Source organism: Cedecea lapagei (assembly GCF_900635955.1).
Lineage (GTDB): Bacteria > Pseudomonadota > Gammaproteobacteria > Enterobacterales > Enterobacteriaceae > Cedecea > Cedecea lapagei.
The window spans coordinates 3,168,289-3,186,971 of sequence record NZ_LR134201.1; the positions used below are offsets into that span (position 1 = coordinate 3,168,289).

General features: G+C 58.6%; 19 protein-coding genes. 11 read left to right on the forward strand and 8 right to left on the reverse strand.

The window, feature by feature from the left end:
• Positions 1-250 precede the first annotated feature (250 nt).
• Genes sctW through sctU form a run of 11 tightly spaced genes read left to right on the forward strand, consistent with a single transcriptional unit; the run spans position 251 to position 10,845 of the window.
• Entirely contained in the window at positions 251-1,426 is a 1,176-nt protein-coding gene (gene sctW / locus EL098_RS15335; RefSeq protein WP_126357038.1) for a type III secretion system gatekeeper subunit SctW, read from the forward strand.
• Positions 1,427-1,453: 27 nt separating this feature from the next.
• Positions 1,454-3,550 carry a type III secretion system export apparatus subunit SctV gene (sctV, locus tag EL098_RS15340; RefSeq protein ID WP_126357039.1) on the forward strand — a complete coding sequence of 699 codons (2,097 nt, stop codon included), beginning with the start codon at positions 1,454-1,456 and terminating at the stop codon, positions 3,548-3,550.
• A gap of 11 nt (positions 3,551-3,561) precedes the next feature.
• Complete coding sequence (locus EL098_RS15345) at positions 3,562-4,512, forward strand: FHA domain-containing protein (RefSeq protein WP_126357040.1); 951 nt, start codon at positions 3,562-3,564, stop codon at positions 4,510-4,512.
• A complete protein-coding gene (sctN, locus tag EL098_RS15350; RefSeq protein WP_126357041.1) occupies positions 4,506-5,873 on the forward strand; it encodes a type III secretion system ATPase SctN in 1,368 nt (455 codons plus the stop codon). The genes EL098_RS15345 and sctN overlap by 7 nt, the downstream gene beginning before the upstream one ends.
• Positions 5,857-6,324: a type III secretion protein gene (locus EL098_RS15355; RefSeq protein ID WP_126357042.1), complete on the forward strand. Its 468-nt coding sequence runs from the start codon at positions 5,857-5,859 to the stop codon at positions 6,322-6,324. The genes sctN and EL098_RS15355 overlap by 17 nt, the downstream gene beginning before the upstream one ends.
• Positions 6,321-6,944 (forward strand): type III secretion system HrpP C-terminal domain-containing protein, encoded by a 624-nt coding sequence (locus EL098_RS15360; RefSeq protein WP_126357043.1) that lies wholly within the window; start codon positions 6,321-6,323, stop codon positions 6,942-6,944. The genes EL098_RS15355 and EL098_RS15360 overlap by 4 nt, the downstream gene beginning before the upstream one ends.
• Entirely contained in the window at positions 6,941-7,993 is a 1,053-nt protein-coding gene (locus EL098_RS15365) for a FliM/FliN family flagellar motor switch protein (RefSeq protein ID WP_126357044.1), read from the forward strand. The genes EL098_RS15360 and EL098_RS15365 overlap by 4 nt, the downstream gene beginning before the upstream one ends.
• Positions 7,993-8,658, forward strand: a complete 666-nt coding sequence (sctR, locus tag EL098_RS15370; protein ID WP_126357045.1) for a type III secretion system export apparatus subunit SctR — start codon at positions 7,993-7,995, stop codon at positions 8,656-8,658. Before EL098_RS15365 ends, sctR begins: the two co-directional genes overlap by 1 nt.
• 7 nt (positions 8,659-8,665) lie before the next feature.
• Positions 8,666-8,932 carry a type III secretion system export apparatus subunit SctS gene (gene sctS, locus EL098_RS15375; RefSeq protein WP_038474312.1) on the forward strand — a complete coding sequence of 89 codons (267 nt, stop codon included), beginning with the start codon at positions 8,666-8,668 and terminating at the stop codon, positions 8,930-8,932.
• Positions 8,929-9,738: a type III secretion system export apparatus subunit SctT gene (gene sctT, locus EL098_RS15380; RefSeq protein WP_126357046.1), complete on the forward strand. Its 810-nt coding sequence runs from the start codon at positions 8,929-8,931 to the stop codon at positions 9,736-9,738. Before sctS ends, sctT begins: the two co-directional genes overlap by 4 nt.
• 24 nt (positions 9,739-9,762) lie before the next feature.
• Positions 9,763-10,845 (forward strand): type III secretion system export apparatus subunit SctU, encoded by a 1,083-nt coding sequence (gene sctU, locus EL098_RS15385; RefSeq protein ID WP_126357047.1) that lies wholly within the window; start codon positions 9,763-9,765, stop codon positions 10,843-10,845.
• A gap of 514 nt (positions 10,846-11,359) precedes the next feature.
• Here sctU and EL098_RS15390 read toward each other — a convergent pair.
• From EL098_RS15390 to sctJ, 8 genes are all read right to left on the reverse strand, one after another.
• Positions 11,360-12,319 carry an IS110 family RNA-guided transposase gene (locus EL098_RS15390; RefSeq protein WP_126354442.1) on the reverse strand — a complete coding sequence of 320 codons (960 nt, stop codon included), beginning with the start codon at positions 12,317-12,319 and terminating at the stop codon, positions 11,360-11,362.
• A 478-nt stretch (positions 12,320-12,797) separates the two neighbouring features.
• On the reverse strand, positions 12,798-13,745 hold the full coding sequence (locus EL098_RS15395; protein WP_126357048.1) for a type III secretion protein: 948 nt from the start codon (positions 13,743-13,745) through the stop codon (positions 12,798-12,800).
• A 177-nt stretch (positions 13,746-13,922) separates the two neighbouring features.
• On the reverse strand, positions 13,923-14,108 hold the full coding sequence (gene hrpT, locus EL098_RS15400; RefSeq protein ID WP_126357049.1) for an HrpT family type III secretion system protein: 186 nt from the start codon (positions 14,106-14,108) through the stop codon (positions 13,923-13,925).
• Positions 14,109-14,117: 9 nt separating this feature from the next.
• Positions 14,118-16,187, reverse strand: a complete 2,070-nt coding sequence (sctC, locus tag EL098_RS15405; RefSeq protein WP_126358468.1) for a type III secretion system outer membrane ring subunit SctC — start codon at positions 16,185-16,187, stop codon at positions 14,118-14,120.
• A 129-nt stretch (positions 16,188-16,316) separates the two neighbouring features.
• Complete coding sequence (locus tag EL098_RS15410; RefSeq protein WP_008460979.1) at positions 16,317-16,547, reverse strand: hypothetical protein; 231 nt, start codon at positions 16,545-16,547, stop codon at positions 16,317-16,319.
• 85 nt (positions 16,548-16,632) lie between these two features.
• On the reverse strand, positions 16,633-17,253 hold the full coding sequence (gene sctL, locus EL098_RS15415) for a type III secretion system stator protein SctL (protein ID WP_126357050.1): 621 nt from the start codon (positions 17,251-17,253) through the stop codon (positions 16,633-16,635).
• Positions 17,254-17,256: 3 nt separating this feature from the next.
• Positions 17,257-17,874, reverse strand: coding sequence for a type III secretion protein HrpD (locus EL098_RS15420; RefSeq protein WP_126357051.1), 618 nt, complete (start codon positions 17,872-17,874; stop codon positions 17,257-17,259).
• Between the two features lie 6 nt (positions 17,875-17,880).
• Entirely contained in the window at positions 17,881-18,681 is an 801-nt protein-coding gene (gene sctJ, locus EL098_RS15425; RefSeq protein ID WP_126357052.1) for a type III secretion system inner membrane ring lipoprotein SctJ, read from the reverse strand.
• Positions 18,682-18,683 lie beyond the last annotated feature (2 nt).

Here is an 18,683-nt window from a genome sequence, read left to right on the forward strand (position 1 = left end):
TTTTGAATGGATTCAGGAGTTCGTCCTATAGCAAGCGCCATGCCAGCGAAATAAACCAGTTCAAGTAATTGATTTTAATAATATAAATATTTTAACAGCGCCTGATTTGAGTAAAAACAGACACAGCGCCAAAGCCGGTTTGTGCAACTTCTTACACACCGCTTAACGGCGGAAATTATTTTATTTTCCGGGGAACCTCCCCAGGCCTTAGCCCACACACAGACAGGCGAATCGGGTAAGGCAGACCGCAATGAACATGAGAATCCCCCAGCATCACCATCACCATAATCTGCGTCTTGAAACCGAACAGGCGGACGCGCTGGTCGATGAACTAATCAGTGACACCAATAACGACAAGAGCGCGGCGAGCAGTTCGTCGTCCGCCACTCGTGCAGCCCCCGCGCCCCAGCGGCCCGGCGCGGCTCAGGAGTCGATGGCGTCGGCCTTTGCGGAAAGCATTGAGCAGAAAATTAAACATGAAGAGCAGCGCACGCAGGGGACCCAGCAGCGCCGCGTTTCCGTGGCGGCCATCAAGGTTACCCACCTGGTTGAGCTGGGCCGCCTGCTTGAAAGCCCGTCGGGAAAAGATCAGGCCGAGCAGGAGTCCGCGTTTGAACGGCTGCTGTCAGGCTCGGGCGAGAAAAATCCCGACCTTGAGGAACTGCTGGACCAGGCCAATAACGACCCGGCTTCAGCCTTTGTTACCTTAAGCCTGATGGCAATGCGTCTGCGCAACGGCAGCAACCCTGCGCTTGCGGCACACGTCGAGCGTATGCTCGCCGAGCTTCAGCAGCTGCACCGGGAAAAAATCAACGCGGGGGTAAATACCGCCCCGGCGATTGCCGCCTTCAGCAGCGACCCGGCGCAGAAGCGTGAAATGCGCAAGCTTTACTACAGCGGGGTCATCAACCAGCAGTCGGCCGACAACATCATGGACGTATTGCTGGACAAATTTGGCGTCGACGGCTTTGTACCTGCGCTACGGACTTTGCAGCGTGCGCTTTCGGATGATATCGCCGCGCTGGCGCCATCGGCCCCACCGACGGCCCTACGCCGCCTGCTCTCCGGGTTAAACGATACCCGTGCTATTACGCACACGCTGTCGGAAGTCGCCCAGTTCCTTGATCGGCTGAAGAGCAAGTACTCCCACGTCACGATGGGCGCCGATGTGATGACCCGCTCTTTGCTCAGCATGTGCCGCAATGGTTTCTACTCGCGCGATCTGACCCAGCTCGGCCTGCAGGTTGTGGGCGAAAAACCTTTGCAGCAGTCGCTCTTTTTCAACGGACTGCTGACGCTACTTCAGGCATTGCCGGAGAAGATTTGGGGCGGCAACGATGAGACCCGCAACAACGCTCTGCTCCTGCTGCGCACCCTGAACGGCGAATACGCCGCTTGGGAAAAACGCAGCCAGCTGACGCAGTAAACGGACTTCATCAGGATTGAAAAGACAATGAACACGCTGTTTAACCTTCTCAACCGCCTGGCGATAACCGCCATGCAACGCTCCGAAGTGGTGGGGGCTTTCATCGCGCTGGCGGTGGTGTTCATGCTGATCATCCCGCTGCCGCTGGGGCTGATAGATGTGCTGATCGCGGTCAACATCAGCGTCTCGTGTCTGCTGATCATGACGGCAATGTATCTGCCGAAGCCGCTGGCGTTCACCACTTTTCCGGCGGTACTGCTGCTGACGACGATGTTCCGTCTCGGGCTGTCGATCTCCACAACCCGCCAAATTCTGCTGCAGCAAAACGCCGGGCATATCGTTACCGCCTTCGGCAACTTTGTGGTCGGCGGAAACCTGGCGGTCGGGCTGGTGGTGTTCCTGATCCTGACGGTGGTGAACTTCCTGGTCATCACCAAAGGCTCTGAGCGTATCGCCGAGGTTGCCGCCCGCTTTACCCTCGACGCGATGCCGGGCAAGCAGATGTCCATCGACAGCGACCTGCGCGCCGGGCTGATTAACGTCCAGCAGGCAAAGAGCAAACGTGAAGATCTGGCGAAAGAGAGCCAGCTGTTCGGGGCGATGGACGGCGCCATGAAATTCGTCAAGGGCGACGCCATTGCCGGCATCGTCATCCTTAGCATCAACATGGTCGGCGGCTTCTGTATTGGCGTGCTGCAGCTCGGCATGGCCGCAGGCGACGCGGCTAACGTCTACTCGATTCTGACCATCGGCGACGGCCTGATTGACCAGATCCCCGCGATGCTTATCTCCCTGACCGCCGGGATGATGATCACCCGCGTCTCGGCCAACGAGGACATCCCGAACAACAACATCGGTCGCGAGATAAGCGACCAGCTCACCAACCAGCCCAAAGCCTGGATCATGTCCGCCATCGGCATGTTCTGCTTTAGCCTGCTGCCGGGGATGCCGACGGTGGTGTTCATCGTGCTAGGGGTCATTGCCCTCAGCTCGGGGCTGTTTCAGCTGTGGCGAGCCAAACGTGCGGCGGCCACCAGCACCAGCGCTGAATTTGTCGCGCCGGAAGCCAACGGCGAGGAGGATATTCGTACCTTCAACCCCAGCCGCCTGTTCGTTCTAAGCTTCTCATCCGCCCGCGCCGGCGATCCGGCGGCGATGGCGCTTATCGAGGATATACGCCGCCTGCGCAACCGCATTGTGAACCAGTATGGCTTCACCCTGCCGGTGTTTAACATCGATTTTTCACCGTACCAGCCAGACGATGAGTTCCGTTTTCTGGTCTACGAAGTGCCGAAAGTGATTGGCACTTTTACGCCCCATAAGCGGGCGCTGGACTATCGCCTGCTGGAGCAGGAAGAGATCGGCACCGAACTCAGCACCGAAACCTACCCTCAGGAAAAGGGCTGGGCGTGGCTGGAGGAGAACGATCCCCTGCTGGATAAGTTCCAGATGGAATCCTGGAGCTCACACCAGCTGCTGCTGGCCCGCATGGAGGAGGCTCTTTTTGCCAGCGGCCCGCGCTTTATCGGCCTGCAGGAAACACGGGCGATTATTTCGTGGCTAGAGATGGACCTCCCTGAGCTGGCGCAGGAATTCCAGCGCATCTTCCCGATCACCCGCCTGAGCGCCGTGCTGCAGCGGCTGGTGGCCGAGCGTATTTCCCTGCGTTCGGTGCGCAGCATCACCGAATCGCTGATTGTTCACGGCCAGCACGAGCGCGATGTTGGCCTGCTGGTCGATCAGGTCCGAATCGATATCAAAGAGCACATCTGCCACCAGTACAGCCACGACGGCGGCATACAGGTGTGGCTGCTGACGCCGGAAACCGAAGAGATCCTGCGCGACAGCCTGCGCCAGACGCAAAATGAAACCTTCTTCGCCCTTAGCCAGGACAAACACGCCCTGCTGCTGGAACAGCTGCGGGAAGTCTTCCCTCTGTTCCAGCGGCAAACCAGCGTGCTGCTCTCCGCCCAGGACTTACGCAGCCCGCTGCGCCTGCTTATCCAGGACGAATTCCATCACGTCCCGGTGCTCTCCTTCGCCGAGCTGCAGTTTAACCTGCCGGTCAACGTGCTGGGGCGTATTGATATTCACGAGAACGCGCTTGACGCCTTCACTGCCTAAAGGGTGCTGCCATGTATGAGCTGAGAGTATTAAACGGATTACATGAAGGCGCGGCGCTGCCGCTCAGCGGCGAACGCTGGCAGCTGGGCAACGCGGCGGACAGCGATTTGCAGCTCAATGATGGCGGCATTAAAGCCAGTCACGCCCTGCTCAGCCGCAGCGCCGAAGGCTGGATGCTGACGCCAATGGAGGGCACGGTTTGCCATCGTCACGGCGAACGGCTGAGCGAACAGCAGCTGTGGCAGCCTGGCGAGATCTTCGCGGTGGGTGGCGTCTGGCTGACGCTTGCCGCCGCCGACGAAGAGTGGGATAACCGCCCGCTCCCTCCGCCGTTGCCGGTAGCCACCAGCCAGAACGAGCCGGCTTCCGCGCCACGCGAGCCTATCGGCGGGACACAAAGCAAACCCGCGCCTGCCGCGCGCCGCTCGCTGCTGGCCAAAATTCTGCCGCGCTGGGCGCAAATCTTCACTCTGTCCAGCCTGATGCTGCTGACCTTTACCATCTTCAGTTGGGTGCTGCAGCCCGGTATTGCCCAGCAAAACAGCGATGAAGAGCCGCAAATCAAACCGGCTATCGCCAACAGCAACGACCTGCGCAGCCTGCTGGAACAGGATCTTCGTGAGCGCGAGCTTTACAACAAAGTTCAGCTCAACAGTACGCCGCAGGGCATCACGCTGACCGGCGAGCTGCAGGAAAACCAGCTGCCTATTGTCAGCCGTATGGTGGACAGCATTCGCAGCGATTATCAGCTGAAGGTCGCGCTCAACAACCAGACAAAAGTGCGCGAGGCCGTTCTGCCCTTCCATATCGTGCAAATTACCGCCGGGCCGCACGCCAACATCGTAACCGAGGACGGGCAGCGCCTGTTTGTCGGGGATGAGCGCAACGGCCTGCGCCTGACCGGCATTACCGCCGACAGCGTGCAGTTTGGCGGTAAGGAAAACATCGCGGTGAAATGGTAATGGTGCGCTATCAGAACGACCTCAACGACTGGTTTGCCGGGCGCCATCGCAGCCTTAGCCAGCTTTCCGCCGTCAGCGCCCACGGCCGCATCACCGGCATCAGCGGCATTCTGCTGGAAAGCAGTTTGCCTCAGGCGCGCATCGGCGACCTGTGCCTGATCTCACGCAGCGGCGACACCGAAGTCATGGCCGAAGTTGTTGGCTTTAACCCGCGCCACACTTTGCTTTCCGCCCTGGGGCCGCTTGACGGTATAGCCCAGGGGGCGCGCGTCACGCCGCTGTTTCAGCCCCACTCTATTAGCGTGTCCGATAGCCTGTTCGGCAGCGTGCTGGACGGCTTTGGCCGCGCCATTGACGAAGAAAGTCTCTCGGCGTTTGCTTTGGCCAGCGAAACGCCAGACGCCCGTGGCGTGCTCGGTGATGCTCCGCCTCCCACGGACAGGCCGCGCATTGATACTCCGCTGCCAACCGGCATACGTTCCATTGATGGCCTCCTGACGATTGGCGTAGGCCAGCGCGTTGGCGTTTTCGCGGGGGCCGGCTGCGGTAAAACAACCCTGCTTGCCGAGATGGCACGCAACACGCCGTGCGACGCCATCGTGTTCGGCCTGATCGGCGAACGTGGCCGTGAACTACGTGAGTTCCTTGACCACGAGCTGGATGCCGAGCTTCGCTCCCGCACCGTGCTGGTCTGCTCAACCTCCGACCGCAGCAGCATGGAGCGTGCCCGAGCGGCATTTACCGCCACGGCCATTGCTGAAGCCTTCCGCAACAAAGGCAAAAACGTTCTGCTGATTATCGACTCGCTGACGCGTTTTGCCCGCGCGCAGCGTGAAATCGGCCTGGCGCTCGGGGAACCTCCTGGCCGGGGCGGGCTGCCGCCGTCGGTTTATACCCTGCTGCCGGGACTGCTTGAACGCGCCGGAAAAACATCACGCGGCTCCATCACCGCCCTTTATTCGGTGCTGATTGAACAGGACTCAATGAACGATCCCGTTGCCGACGAAGTCCGCTCGCTGATTGACGGCCACATTGTCTTAACCCGTCGCCTGGCGGAGCGCGGCCACTATCCCGCGGTCGACGTGCTGGCCAGCCTGAGCCGCACCATGAGCAACGTGGTGCCAGCAGAACACATCGCCGAAGCCAGCACGCTGCGCCAGATGATGTCGGCCTATCAGCAGGTCGAAATGCTGATCCGCCTTGGCGAGTACCAGCCGGGCAACGACCCGATGACCGACGCTGCGGTGCAGTCACAATCGGCGATTAACGCGTTTTTGCGCCAGGCGAACCACGCGCCAGGCGACTTTACCGACACGCGTCGGCAGCTCCAGGAGGTGATTGCCTGTGCGCCGTCATATTGATGCCGAGACCCCGCTATCTCCTGACCCGCAGCGGGTCGCCCTGGAACAGGTTCTGACCACCCTGCTGCCCATCCGCCGCCGCCGACTACGCCAACGCGAACGTGAGCAGCGCCAGCATGAGCAGCAGCTTAAGCGCTGCCGGGAGGCTGTCGAACGGGGTCATCAGCTGCTGGAAGAGAAGAAAATTGGCTATCTGCAGTTGCGCAATGACTTTGTTCCCCAGCACGCGGGCGTTATCCAGCCGCTTAACGATCTGCGGGAAACGCTGGACGCTGAAAAAAACAACCGTGCGGGCGTCATCCAGCAAATTCAGCAAACGCACCGGCTGCAGGAAGAGGCGGAGCAGCAGGAAGAACGCCTGACCGCCGCGCAGCTGGCCGTGCAGCGCTGTCAGCGGGACATCGAAAAAATGGAGTATTTGCTCAACCAAAATCAGGGGAACGCCTTATGATCCATCACGCGCTAAAAACCGCCCATCCGCAGCCAAGGCTCTGGCAACAATCCCATCCGGCTCCGCAGCCGCGCCACCAGCCTGATAGCGCCCCACAGGCGCCAGCTCCGCGCGCACCGCAGGCTCCGGCTAACAACGCGCCCGCCAGGCCGCCGATGCTCGCTCGCAGCACCCCCTCCTTTAGCCGGGCCAGCGATCGCCAGAAACTGTCGCGGGATGAAAAAGAGTTTAGCGACTTACTCTCCGATGATGAGCCTGCGCCGCTGATGCCAATCCTTTCCCTGAACCTGTTCGACGGCTCGCTGGGCGGTACCGAACAGCCGCAGCAGGCCAGTGAATCGCAGGCCTCCACTCTGCTGGCCATGCTGGAACCGCACCTGGTTCAGGGCATTGAACAGCAGGAAAGCCTGCCCGCCAGTTTTAGCCTGCTGCTGCCTGATCTGGGTGAGGTCGTGGCTCAGGTCACTCCGGCAAATGGCGATGTGCTGGATATTGCACTCGGCTTTTCCGCCCATGCCTGGGACAAGGTTCGCGGATTTGAGCAGGACGGACAAGGTTCGCTCAGCGGTCGCCTGGGGAAAAAAGTTCGCCTGCGCTTTAAGCGCCGGGAGGCGGTATGAAACGGCTGACGTTTACCGCCCAGTCTCCCGATGAGGCCCGGCTGCGGCGCTGGACGGGCAGCGGCTGGCGGCTGCCTTTTTCCGTTGAGGGGACGTCAGGTGAGCTCTACCTGCTGCCTTCCGGATCGGCAACGCAGACCACAACCCAGTCAGGTGCTTTTCGCTGTGCGGCCGGGACACTGATCTTTAGCGACCCGCTGCCGGTGCTGGGGCTGATGGCTGACTGCCCGGCGCTTCCGGGCGTATCCACCGAGGAGAATGCCTGGTACTGGCCCTATTTCAGCCAGCAGCTCAGCCCTCAGCTGGCCGAACTCTTTGAATTTCTGCAGCCCGCAGAAGAGCAGGAAAAACCTGATATCACGCTACGCCTTGAAGTCTGCCTGGGTACAGAGCGAGCCAGCACGCTGCTATCGCTCTCCTGGGCCACGCTGCATCAGCTCACGCAATACGCGGGCTGGCAGCGGCGAACCGTGCCGCTTAACCCCGATCTTGGCCTCCAGCTGCCGCTGACCGTTGGCAAACTCCAGCTTTCAGCAGGCTATGTCCGCGCTCTGGCCGTCGGTGATTTGCTGCTGCCGACGGAAGCATTTTTCTCCCCCGAAGGGCACGGCGTGATGCCGCTGGCACGGCGACAATTTCAGGTTCAGCTGGAACTGGCGAGCGAAACCACTCACAGAGATTTACTACACATTACGTATAGCGAGGAGCTAACCATGACTTATCCGAACGCCCCCCTGGAGTACGACGAACAGCAGGACGGCGAAGAAGTGGTATCCGCCGGGGAATGGCAAACAACACGGGGGAGTTTCGACGATTTATCGCTGGATTTAACCATCCGCTGCGGCAACTTGCAGCTGACGCTGGGCGAGCTGCAGCAGCTTGACGCGGGCTCGACGGTATTGGTGCAGCACGTGACGCCGGGTGAAGCGCTGCTGTGCCACGGTAATAGCCTGCTGGCTAAAGGTGAGCTGGTTGATGTTAACGGCACGCTAGGCTTTCAGGTGACCCGCATGCTTCGCCAGGCAGGTCCGGCCATGGAACCCGTCTGATGGCAGAGAATATCAGCTCATTTAATCCGCTGGCGCTAGCCATCCTGCTGGGGGCCATTTCGCTTTTGCCCCTGCTGCTGATGATAACCACCAGTTTTCTCAAGATTTCCATGGTGCTGATGCTCACGCGCAACGCCATCGGGGTGCAGCAAACGCCGCCCAACATGGCGCTTTATGGCATCGCGCTTGCTGCCACGCTCTTCGTGATGGCCCCGGTGTTTGACGGCATGCAAACCCGCTTTAAGGATAAGCCGCTCGACACCACCAGCGCCGAGCGGCTGGAGAACAGCCTTCAGTACGGCATAAAGCCGCTGACCGACTTTATGCTGCGCAACAGCGACCCGGACCTGGAAACCCATCTGATGGAAAACAGCCAGCGCATGTGGCCTAAAGATCTGTCGGAGAAGGTCGTGCACCAGCGCGACAACCTGCTGATCCTGATCCCCGCGTTCGTGCTCTCTGAGCTGCAAAACGGCTTCAAAATTGCCTTTTTAATTTTTATCCCCTTCCTGGTGGTGGACCTGATTGTCTCCAACGTGCTGCTGGCGCTCGGGATGCAGATGGTCTCACCGATGACTATCTCTTTGCCGCTGAAGATCCTGCTTTTTGTCATGGTCAGCGGCTGGACGCGCCTGCTGGACGGCCTGTTCTACAGCTATATGTGAGGGCGTTATGGACATGATTTACATGTTTAAGCAGGCGGTACTGATGGTGGTGGTGCTCTCCGCGCCGCCGCTGGTGGTGGCCGTGCTGGTGGGCATCGTGGTCTCCTTGCTGCAGGCGGTATTCCAGCTGCAGGATCAGACGCTGCCCTTCGCCATTAAGCTGGTCGCGGTCGGCACGACGCTGGCCCTTAGCGGACGCTGGATTGGCCTGCAGATGGTTGAGCTGGCACAGTCCGCCTTCACCATGATGGCCGCCTCCGGAACGCTGCGATGATCGCCGCCGAACTGACGCCCATCTTCAACGGCATGCTGGCGCTCGGGCTGGGGATAGCACGTATCTACCCCTGCGTGCTGCTGACGCCACTTTTTGCGTTCTCCGCCCTGAAGGGCATGATCCGTACCGCCATTGTGGTTCCGCTGGCGCTCTTCGTGACGCCTACCATTGTGCCAATGCTGACCCATGCCCCGCATACGCCATGGGGTATCGTCGCCATGATGCTAAAGGAGGTAGTGCTCGGGATTTTTCTGGGTTACCTGCTGGCGCTCCCCTTCTGGCTGTTTGAGTCGGTTGGCGTGCTGTTTGATAACCAGCGCGGGGCGCTTAGCGGCGGCCAGCTTAACCCGGCGCTTGGCGCCGACGAAACGCCGCTGGGCTATATGCTTTTGCAGTGGTCAATGATGGTGCTTATCGTCAACTTTGGTCTTTCTCTCGGCACCCAGGTTATCTGGGACAGCTACCGGCTATGGCCGGTAGACAGCTGGCTGCCTGACTTTCGCGAGCAGGGATTCCTGGTGTTCCTCGGCCAGGTTAAGCAGATGTTTATCGATACCATTCTCTACGCGGGCCCGCTGGTGTTGCTGCTGCTGTTTCTCGATTTCGCCGTGGGCGTACTCAGCATCTACAGCCCTCAGCTGCAGGCCACGGTGCTGACCGTACCGCTGAAATGTATCGCAGGGCTGCTGTTCTTTATCTTCTATTTGCCGACGCTCGAGTACTTCGCCGGCCACCAGTTCACCACCCTGCGCGACATGATCCCCCATCTGGCGGATATTCTGCCTGCCCGCCAGTCTAGCTGGTAACACCGTTTCGAAGGGTGCAAATCCGTGAGTGAAAAAACAGAGAAGGCCAGCCCCCATAAGCTTCAGGAAGCCCGTAAAAAAGGCCAGGTCAGCCAGAGTCAGGATATCCCCAAGCTGCTGATTATGTTTGGCGTGCTCCAGCTTATCTTCTCAATGATGGAAGCCAGTATGGCGAAGCTGCAGTCGCTGATGATCCTGCCGCTAATGCGCCTGAGCAGCCCGTTTAACCAGGCGCTGGGAGAAGTCGGCGGTGCAGCATTGCTCACCGTTGGGGTGTTTTTTATGATGACGGTGGGCACCGTTATTCTGCTGCGCATCGCCGCAGGCTGGATCCAGTTTGGCCCTCTGTTCGCCATCGCTGCGCTGGCGCCCAAGCTGGAGGCCCTTAACCCGCTCAACAAATTTAAAGAGATGTTTTCGGTGAAGCAGTTTATTCAGATCCTGAATAGCCTGCTGAAGGCCATCACCCTTTCCGTCGTGTTCTGGCTGCTGATCAAACCTCGCCTGTCGCAAATGGCCAATCTGTCAGGCGGAACGCTGGACGGCTTCTGGCACGCGGGCGTGGCGATCCTTGAAACCCTCGCCCACACCATCGTGGGCGTGATGCTGGTGTTTTCCGTTGCCGACTTCGCGCTGCAGAAATACTTCTTCCTCAAGCAGAACCGCATGAGCCATGAGGACGTGAAAAACGAGTACAAGCAGATGGAAGGTGACCCGCACACCAAAGGCCACCGCAAACATATCGCCCACGAAATCCTCAATAGCCCGACGAAAAAGGTCACTCCGCAGGAGATGGAAAAAGCCGACGTTCTGCTGGTGAACCCGACCCACTTCGCCGTAGGGCTGCGCTATCTGCCGGACGAAACGCCGCTGCCGATGCTGCTGTTTAAAGCGCAGGACGAAGACGCCAAAGCGCTGATCAAAATGGCGCACGCCGCCAATATCCCGGTGGTGCGCTACGTCTGGCTTACCCGTAACCTTTACCGCACCACCGAAGAAGGCGCCTATATTCCGCGCGACACGTTAAAAGCCGTGGCCGCTATCTATCGCCTGCTGCGCAAGCTTGAAGGTCGCCTGAAGGGCGAGACAATTGAGTTTGAGGAGTAGCGGGGGATCGCCTGTCGGCGAATATCCACGACTGTGCAGGACTGGATAATATTCCTTTCACTTCCAGTTCTGTTTCATATGCAGCCACCGAACGTCCAACGCTTCCCTCAGCTACAACGTCGCTTCTGGTTTTTACCCTCACCCTAACCCTCTCCCTGGAAGGGAGAGGGAATAAAAAAATTTCCCATCGCTTCTGTTTTCACCCTCGCCCCCTTGGGAAGAGGAATAAACAATGTTTGCCATCGCTTTTGTTTTCACCCTCGCCCCTGGGGAGAGGGAATAAACAATGTTTCCTATCGCTTTTGTTTTCACCCACGTCCCTTTGGGGAGAGGGAATAAACAATGTTTCCCTGCGCTTTTGTTTTCACCCTCGTCCCTTTGGGGAGAGGAATAAACAATGTTTCCTATCGCTTTTGTTTTCACCCTCGCCCCTTTGGGGAGAGGGAATAAACAATGTTTCCCATCGCTTTTGTTTTCACCCTCGCCCCTTTGGGGAGAGATACCGTCTTGTCGGCTATCCGGCAAGCGGTATTTCGGCGTCAAATTCACGCCCTGATTTCACCACGCCATAAGCCAGCTGCAGTAGCTTTCTCATTCCTGCACATACTCGCTCTTTTCCTGCCTTACCTCTACTCTCCAGCCGCCTCATCAGGTCTTTCACCACTTCATTACACCTTCCCGCCACCACCGCAGGCATATACAGTACGCTACGCAGCTCACGGCTCCCCACTTTCGACAACCTGCTTTTTCCTTTCCACATCCCGGATTCACAACGTCGTGGGTTCAGGCCTGCATAAGCCACCAGAGCCTTACTGCTGCTAAATCGCCTCAGGTTTCCCGCGAAGGCCAGAAGATTCGTACTCAGCACATCTCCCACACCCGGGATACTCTCCAGCAGCGCCTTGTCTTTTCTCAGGTCCGGGTCATCGTCGATATGCTGTCTGATTTTCTTTTTTGTTTCTTTTATCAGTTCGTCCAGCGTGGCGATGTGTTCTTTTAACGAACCGGTTATGACCTCATCTGCGGCCTCCAGCCTGTTCTCTTCCATCTGTCGCATCTCTTCAAGATTTTTAAGATGCCGTACCAGCGCGGTCAGCTGTCGCTGGCTGAGAGGGGCCGGATGCCATTGTGCTGGCTGATACAGGGCACAATACCGCGCTATCAGTGCGGCATCGCTTTTATCCGTTTTATTTCGGGCCAGTTCGGTATGACTGAAGGCATGAATACGGGCAGGGTTTTCCAGACTGACTCGATAGCCGCCATCGGACAATGCCGTGGCGAGTTCCGTGCTGTAGCTGCCGGTAGCCTCCATACAGACGTGACAGTCTCCAAAACGGGCCAGCCAGTGAATAAACTCACGGCATCCCGCATGCGTGTTAGCAAACTTTTTAGTTTTGTATTTCTGATTAGGCAGCAGGACAGCGACATCAAATTTTAGCTTAGCAATATCAACGCCGACAGAAGTGAGGGTCATATGATTCTCCGTAACCTTATGAATAATATCGCCAGACCATCCTTATGTGTGGGTGCTCAGAGGCACAGGATACCGTTCGGTCTTGAGGCGACAGGGAGAAAGGCTGCCGGGGCATAATCTCTCCCGCGGGCTCAGGGGCACCAGGGCTAGGGGATGCTCACCGGCAACCTCCCGATGATCAGTCGGGGATCTTCCCCGCACTGGCGGGGAGGATCAAGACATAAGGGCTGGGGTGAGGGGAAGATTGGTCCCCGGCTCTCATCGCCCCCGGTTATGACCCAACTCAGGCGGGGTTGAGCTGCCGGCCGCCGGGGGTTGCCTGGGGGCATTACCGGGACAAAAAAAAACCGGTCTCCACGCAAGTAGCGCAGAAAACCGGTCAAATAGAGGGCGAAGAAGAGTCTGGCGAAATGACGTGTGGCGCCGTTATCCTGCGCCGCACGTCAAAAAGAACATCTGTGGACTACGGCACTGTCAATCAGGCCAGCGCGGCAGAAGCCAGGTTCAGGATCGCGCCGTGATGGTGCTTCAGAGCATCTTTGATAATGTTGCCGTTAAACAACTGGGCATCCGCATTGACCAGCAGGCTTGAAGAGCCGTTACCCAGCGCCGTCGCGGAGCCAGGAATTGAGCCACCCACCATAGAGGTTTTCAGGTCGTTTTTCGCCGACTGGAAGGCTTTCAGCGAATCGCCGCTCAGCGGCTTGCTGTGTTTCAGCGCGTCTTCCCAGCTACTCGGGCCTTTGCCCGTGTGAACCAGGCCAGGGATACCTTCACCCGCGCTCTGCGGCTTGCCGTAGATTTCCGGGTGCTGATCCATATATTTACCGATTTCGGCACGGGTCTCTTTGGAGCCGCCGTCGACTTTACCGCCGCCGCCCAGCATAGCGCACAGGCCGCTGCTGTCAGACTTCACGTTATCCAGCGCCTGCAGACCCATTTTGCTGCCTAACTGGCTGCCCATGCTGTTACCCAGCTGGTTGAAATTGTTTGCACTGTTAGCGCCAGTGGTGGACAGCGGCAGCTGAACCAGGCCAATGCCGGTAGACGGCGACTGCAGGCCGTTGCTCATGCCGGTGTTGAACGCATTGATGTTGCTTGCGCCAGCATGATTGTTGAACGGGGTGTTCTGTGCATTCACGCCCATCTGCTGGACGACCTGCTGAAGCATCTGCTGCATGTTGCTCAGCGCCAGGGTATTCCCCATGCTCGCCCCGCCCTGACTCTGCGGAGACATAAAGGTGTTGTTATTGTTACCGTTCATATTGCCGGAGAACAGCAGGTTAGTCAGCCTGGATGCAATATCGTGCACCATCTGATCGCCTACGTTTTTCAGCAGGTTAGCGGCCATACCTTCTGGGGTCGCATTCAGCGCCAGCTGCGGTAATGCAGTGGCCAGATTCAGCATATTTCCAATCGTACTCATTAGATTACCTCACCATGACAACGGGGTTGATACAGGCGACCAGCCCTGCTGGTTCGCAGTATAAAGACGCCTGTTAAGTGAAAAGAAACCGACCTCGGTTCCACAAAACTGCATAAAATCATGAAAAAAAAGATTTTTTTATTTGCAGGCGGGAGAACCTCCGCGCCTGCTATGCGCTCAACGCACCGGCATCTGTGTGTAGTCCTGCACACCGTTACGCATATCGCTCGGCCACCAGATGGTCAGGTGGTGGTTATCTGACAGCGGCCGACATGCCGCGCTGTCGCAGCCGTTGTCATTGCGGGTCGCGCAGCCGCTCAGGGCAAATGCCAGCGCCACCAGTAACAAAATGGAAGGTTTCATAATCGCTCCTTAGCGAAGTACGGGGCGCGGCGGCAGTAAATAGCTGCGCGATCTCGATGAATTAACCGGCAATGACGATGAGGTTGTCAGCAGCGACTGGCGGCTGCGACGCCCTTCTCCCCGCGTGCGGTAGGCGATGTAAACCTCCGCCGACTGACGTGGGGCGAGGTTTCCGCCCGGCCAGGCCGCCACCGCCAGCACGTCGTCGTCCCGACAGCTGGACTCATCAAAGCGCTGCGGCTTGCCGCTGATATTGCGGATAAGCCCGACGCTTATCTGTACCGAGGCATTGCTGTACCACTGGCTGTGCGAGCTGTCGGAGGAGAGCCCTGGCCCTACATTACACAGCTGGCCGATTCCCATGCCTTCCCCACCCGCCTGGAAGCCGGTAGGCACTTTGTCCTCTGCAAGGTCGCGCATGGCGTTTTCGATATCGCCCTTCATGGAGCTGTACCGCTGGCGAAGCTGGACTTCGCTCATCGCCGCAGAGAGCTGCTGGCGATCCTGCTCGTCGATGTAACGCGTCGGATCCACCTGGTCACCGACCAGATGAGGAGTAATAATGAACAGGCGCTCGCGCTGCGACGTTTCATGGCTGGTATAGGAGAAGAATTTCCCCAGGTAAGGGATATCCCCGAGCAGCGGAATACGGTGGTCGGTATCACCGGTCTCACGAGAATGGAAGCCGCCCATGACGAGCGAGCCGTTCTGCTGAACCAACGCCTGGGTGCTAACCGTCGCTCGTTTTGCGCCGGTTGCCACGCCGTCATCATTGACCTGTACCTTGCCGTCTTCCACATCCACCACGAGCTGTACCGTGCTGGTTGGCCCGTTGCCGATAGCACGCGGCACCACCTGCAGGCTGGTGCCGGCGGTCACGGGCTCAATGGTCGCCACGCGTTCGCCGGTGGCAGTAATGAAGGCGGTGTCGCTCATGTCGATAACCGCTGGCTGGTTCTCCAGCGTCAGGATAGAAGGGTTAGCCACAATGGAGGCGTTGCCCTCGCCCTCCATCGCCTGAATCTGGGCAAAGAAGCGGCTGTAGTCGGTCACAAATAGCGTGCCCGCGCCCTGCAGCATCGAGGAGCCGGCGGTGATATTGCCAAACGTGCCGCTGAGGTTGCTGGAGAATTTCGAAAATGCATGGCGATCGACATCAATAATCATGGCGTCGATTTCCACCAATTTTTGCGGGACGTCGATCTGCGAGATCAGCGCCTGATACTGCTCTCTGCGCTTGGGATCGTCCCGGACTAACAGGGCATTGTTACGTACGTCGGCGGAGACCAGCGGGTTCATTTCACCGTCGTCATCGCCGCCCGCGCCGCGCATGCGGCTGTCCTGGCCCTGAATCAGACCGGAAAGAATGTTGTCCGACTGCTCCTGGAACGATTTATTCAGCGCTTCACGAGAAGTTCCTTCCCCGCCGGGCACAATCCCCTGAGAGGAGCGGGTGCTTTTCTTGCCCAATAATTCGTTGAGGATGGAGGCCACGCCGGGCACCAGCAGCGTTTTCTCGCGGTATTTGATTTCGCGGTCGGCTACCGAGGCATATTTAAGCGGGAACGCCATCATCTCTTTGTTCTGCTTTTTGTCTTTGTCTTTGGCGCTAAAGTCCGCCACCAGCGTGACGTACTCAGGCGGCCCGGTGACAATCACCACGCCATCATCCGGCAGTTCGCCGTAGCCAAATTTGTCTTCCAGAAGACCTACATCGCGCAGAGCCTGTTTCAGGTCCGGCGCGGCATCCGCCGAAACGCTGATGCGCTTTGACGTTTCTGCCGACTGTGGGCTGACGAACAGCGAACCGTTATAGACGAACCACTGGAAGCGATACTGCAGCGCCAGGCGGTCAAGGAAGGCCACGCCGTTGTCCGAACGCAGACGCCCATCTACCACGCTGTCGGGTACGTCTGCTAAGCGCAGGTTGACGCCGTGGCTGCTGGCGAAATCCTGCAATACGGTGCGCAACGGCGTACCCTGTGCAGAGTAGGCATAGGCGCCATTTTGCCAGTCGGCGGGCGTTTGAGCGCTAACGGCTGCGCTGTAGCAACCGGCGGTAGCGGCCAGGGCAAACATGGCTGAGCGAAGTAAACGAACGTGCTGATTCAACGACTCATTCTCCTGTCATCGGCGGCAAAATGGGTGGCCGCCAGGGGTACAAACTGCGTTAAACAACGGCTTACGGATAAGCCGCTGGCGGCATAACTAGTTGATAGAGTCGATGATCTCCTTGCTCAGGCTGTGCTTGAGCGACCCCAGCTGGCTGTCGGTAAAGGTCGCCGCAGCCTCTTTCATCAGGGCGTTTTTAAATTCCACCATGTCGCCCATGCTGGGCGCGGGTTGCCCAAGCGTGCTCTGCGCCAGCTCGGCAACCGAGTGGTGAAGACGAGACAGCTGGCTGTCGAGATTGCGCTGAATATCAAAGGAATTGCTCATACGTTTCTCCTCGCGTTGAAATCGTATGATGAGTGGCGGTAAAAAAGCGGAGGTTCCCGCCGGGAAAAAATTAACTTCCCGGCGCTTAATGAGTCAGGCGCAGCAAGTGCTGCTGAAGCGAAGCCCAGCTGATGCTGAATTCGCCCTGTGCGGTTTGCAGCAATAGCGTTTCCGCCGCCAGCGCCTCGTCGGCGCAGCATGTCCAGCCGAGCCGCGGATGCGCGGCCAGCCAGCTTGCCAGCGCCGCTTCATGCTGTGGGGAATAATAGAGGGTCACCTCCGTGGCGCGGGCGCCCGCCACCTGAAGCTGGGTCAGCAGCGCCGTCAGCTTTTGCTGCTCGCTCAGGCCGCCAAACAGCTGCTCAAATGCCGCATTGATCAGGCGCTGTGCCTGGCTGACAACTTCCGCACTCTGCGCATCCCGCTCCGCCTGCCACTCGTTAAACAGGGAATCTGCCCGCTGCCAGAACTCACCTTCGGCCTCTTCAGTGCGCAGGACAACCAGCCGCTCAGCCTCTTGTTCTGCCTCAAGGATCAAACGCTCAGCCTGCTGCCGGGCTTCAGCCAGCAGGGCCTCACTTTTCAGGGTGGCCTGCTCCACCAGGCTTCGCGCCTGCTGCTGCTCCTGCAAAACGGCCTGAGGTAGCAGAACCCCTTCAACAACGTATGAGTCATCCTCTAAGGCAACTTTACGGCCAATCCACATGCTTTATTGCTCCCGAGAAAAATCATTCATTGCGCTCGCCTGCCGCTGTTGAATCTGCCAGATCGCGCCATCCCACAGCGCCTGCAGCCGGTTCAGCGGCGGCGTGGGATCGTCCGGAAACGACGCTTCGCATAGCTCGACAGCCGACCGGGGAAAACTAAAACGCAGCCGCTGCCAGGCCGCGGGCGTGAAAAGCGGGCGAAGCAGATAAAGCACAGCGTAGTCAGACTCCCCGCTAAAACTGAGGGTTGGCGGCAGCCAGACGCCGGGGCGTAAGCCACGCGTTAGCCGCTCGCACCAGATGCGCTGCGGCTCAGCAATCTGCCCTGCCCGACTGCCTCTCTGGCAAACCTCCGCCACCAGCGCAAACAGCGCTTCTCGTTGGGCAGAGTCAAGGGAAGCTAGCGCCAGCAGCCTGGCATCCGGGCTTTCCGGCAGACAATTTTCAAGCGCCAGCATGGCCGACAAAGCCTGCGGTGACTTGCGCATCAGGCTCTGGCGGCGCGCCTCATCCAGCTGAAACCAGGGAAGCGTGAACCAGCTGCCGTCGGCCTGCTGCCAGAATCCCTGCTGCCACCAGCGCAGCCAGCCCGTTACCGGCGAGGTTTCCCAGTCAACCACCGCTTGTTACCGCCGCTCTGAAGGCACAACGGCCAGTTCAGTGGAGCCGCTGTTTTTGCCGCGTTTCATCGCCTTTAGTTTCGGCACCAGCGTAAAGATACCGCCCAGCAGTAACAGCAGGCCGACCAGCGAGAATAACAGCGTTCTCACGGTGGCATATTGTGAGAGCGTCAGCTGAAAAGGCCCCAGCGTCACCAGCTCAACGCGGTCGTGATAGACCGACGCGGGCACAAACACCACGGACAGCGCGCCGTCATTTTTTCCCGAAAGACCTGGAATACTCGCCGCAACCAGCCGGCGGATCCTCGGCTCAATGCTGTCGGGATCCATCTCCTGGGTATATTTGATAAAGACAGAAGCAGACGCAGGCTGCACCGGCTCACCGGGCGCTACGCGTTCAGGCAGAACGACGTTAACCCTCGCCACCACAACGCCGTCAATTTGCGAAAGCGTTGATTCCAGCTCCTGAGAGAGCGCATAGATATAGCGGGCCCGCTCTTCCAGCGGGCTGGAAATAATGCCGTTTTTCTGGAAAACCTCGCCCAGGTTGGTCCGCGCTTTATGCGGCAAACCATTGGCGTTAAGAATGCGAACGGAACGTTCTATGTTGTCCTGGCCGACCAGCACGGTCACCCCGGTTTTATCGATCTGTTTGTCGGCCTCAATCTTGTATTTCGACAGCTCAGAAATGATGTCATTGGCATCATTTTCACTCAGGCCGGTGTTCAGAATGACCTGCGAGTCACAGCCTGCCAGCAGCAGGACCAGCAGCCAGGGCTGCAGGATTTTTCGCCAGCGTCGTTGCATGA